The 2,572-nt window shown below is 54.0% G+C and carries 3 protein-coding genes; all 3 read right to left on the bottom strand.

The features are described 5' to 3' along the window. Nucleotides 1-34: 34 nt before the first annotated feature. Nucleotides 35-898 (bottom strand): branched-chain amino acid ABC transporter permease, encoded by an 864-nt coding sequence (locus JRI89_17585; GenBank protein ID MBW2073044.1) that lies wholly within the window; start codon nucleotides 896-898, stop codon nucleotides 35-37. Between the two features lie 167 nt (nucleotides 899-1,065). Next, a complete protein-coding gene (locus JRI89_17590; protein ID MBW2073045.1) occupies nucleotides 1,066-1,740 on the bottom strand; it encodes a class I SAM-dependent methyltransferase in 675 nt (224 codons plus the stop codon). A gap of 125 nt (nucleotides 1,741-1,865) precedes the next feature. Continuing rightward, nucleotides 1,866-2,396 carry a hypothetical protein gene (locus JRI89_17595; GenBank protein ID MBW2073046.1) on the bottom strand — a complete coding sequence of 177 codons (531 nt, stop codon included), beginning with the start codon at nucleotides 2,394-2,396 and terminating at the stop codon, nucleotides 1,866-1,868. Nucleotides 2,397-2,572: the final 176 nt, after the last annotated feature.

Consider the following 2,572-nt stretch of genomic DNA (forward strand, 5'->3'; position numbering starts at 1 on the left):
ACAGCCGCGTTCAGTCCCGAACAATAAACACCCTCTAGCGCGAGCCAAGAAGCCCCTCCGAGCGCCACATGAGTACAGCAATCATGGCGATAAAGGCGAGCGCATCTCTGGGGAGAGGGATATTTGCATAGCCAATCAGCATGGTCTCTGCTATGCCCAGGAGCAGTGAGGCCAGCACCGCCCCCGGCACAGAGCCCATGCCGCCAACCACTATCAGGGCGAGAGTCTTGTAAGCCGGCACCTCGCCCATGGTGGGATAGACCTGATTGTAATAGATGCCCACCAGGATGCCCGCTACTGCCGCAATGGCCGAGCCAATGACAAAGGTAACACTGATGATGGCATGGCTGTTGATGCCCACAGTATCAGCTATTGCCATATCCTGAGAGGTGGCCCGCATGGCAAGGCCCAGTTCGGTGCGCGTGCTTATGAACCAGAGCAGAGCCAGCACCCCAGCGGTGATGATGTACACCGCAAAAAGGGTGGAGGAGATGGTGATGCCAGCTACATGAATTTCAGGAAAAGGCAAGGTTGCAGAAAAAGTGAGGATATATGGTCCGGCAACCAGCCGACAGAGCTCTTCCACTGCCAGAAGAACAGCTATGCTTCCTATGAGAGGGACCACGGGGGGGTATTTCAGCAAAGGGAAGTAGACGAACCGTTCAATGGCAACTCCCAGAATTGAGCAAAACACCATGCTGCCCAGGGTGGCCAACAACAGGCTGCCGCTGTACTGGAAAATAAACACCCCCACGTAGGCGCCAACCGTGTAGACTGCGGCATGGGCCACATGAAGAATGCGAAGGATGCCGTAAACCAGGGCAAGTCCCAGAGTTACCAGGGCATATATTGAGCCAATGGCAATGCCATTGAGAAGCTGCTCCAGGAATAGCTGCATTGTTACGACCTGAAATCAGTGTGCTGAGACCATTATGTCTGGTATACTGGCCAGCTTGCCTTCGAAGTCATTGTTGTAGTGCAACAGGCTCGCCACTCGAAACTCTGCCCGGCAATTGTTGCCTCGAGCACAGGATAGAGACGCAATTGAAAATTTGCCAGCGTTTTTTACTCCACGGTCATCTCCAGGAATATGCTGGATTCATCTACCTCTGTAACACTGGCACTGACCTCCAGGCCTGCAGCGAGCTCCAGAAACTCGTTGGGCCCCACTGTAGTAGCCGTGAAACCATCCTTGCAGACTATGACCCCGTTTCCTGTAGCCTGCTCATCGATTTCGCCCAGCAAGCCGTGGGCCGCCTGCATGCGAAACCATTGCAAGCGCGGCTCCCAGAAGCGCTCTGAGTAGCTGGAAAACAACACCCTGCCTCCTTTGCGGCTCACACGCACGGCCTCGCGCACCAGAGTCTTCTGATCAACCTGAAATGCCGAGATGCCATTCTGGATGCAAACTACCACATGAAAACAGTGGTCCCGAAAGCCTAGATTGGCGGCGTCCATCTGGGCCAGTGACCAGCATCGCGAACCATGGAGGAATTTTCTGGCCAGCTGCAACGACTCTCGTGAAGTGTCAATGCCGCAAACACTCTTTGCCTTTTGAGCCAGGGGCTGCAGCACCCGCCCGTAGCCGCAGCCCAACTCCAGGACAACATGCCAGGCTGCGATCCTGGCCAGCACAAAATCAATCTCAGCCTGCAGATAGCGCTTCACTCTTGCTGGGGCAATATCATATACCAGCTGCAGTCTGCGGGCCGAAAGCTTTCGAGCGTAATAATCGGCCATAGAAGGAGCCGCCATTTCCCTGCACCATGCCAACCAGGCAGATCCAGTAATGAAGCACCTTGTCCCTGCTCGGCAACAGTTGTACTCCAGGATCTGCTCTCTGCCAGCGGGTCAACTTCCTGGACCTACTCGCGATCAATTTCCTGGGTGGACTCTCCAAGATTGAAGCTCAGACTGCCCAGCTTATTGCCGGCAGCGGCCTGCCATTTTTCCGGCAGCGGCGTTTGCGGCACATCCTTGAACAGCAGAGTCAACCTGACAGCCTGGCTGCCGTTTTGCTGCCGGTCGCGAATCATTATAGTGAGCTGCACCTTGTCGCCGATGAGATTCCGTTCAGAAGGAATGTGGAGAAAGACGTATCCCTCTAATTTCCGTCCCTCCTCTTTACTGAGCCAGGTTGTGGAGGTTGGATAGTAGCCCACGCCAGGTTCATACATGAGGGCCGCAATGTATTCCATGTCCCCATCTTTATCTTCAGCATGCAGGTAGAACTTCCAGGTTTCACCTGGCCTGATGGCATCGACCGCATAGTAGTCAACTATCTTCGGCGGCTGGCCTTTTGGTTGCTCATTTGCCTTTCCCTGCTGTCGCGAAGAAGTTGCACACGAAAGTGCCATCACGAGCATGGTCAGCGCAATCAACATTTTGCCCGTCATTTTCATAACCCCCTGGGAAAAAAAGAGTTGCTGGCCACAGCTAGATCATCCTCTCTCGATGTGATGGTTCGATCTGGCCAACCTGTACAAACCAGCAGTACCTTCTCAGCTACTCAGCAATCGCCTCATGTCTTTCTGGGGTAAAATCTTTCATGAAATGGGAAAAAAGGCTTGCA

The organism is Deltaproteobacteria bacterium (assembly GCA_019309045.1).
In the GTDB taxonomy this organism is placed as follows: domain Bacteria; phylum Desulfobacterota; class Syntrophobacteria; order BM002; family BM002; genus JAFDGZ01.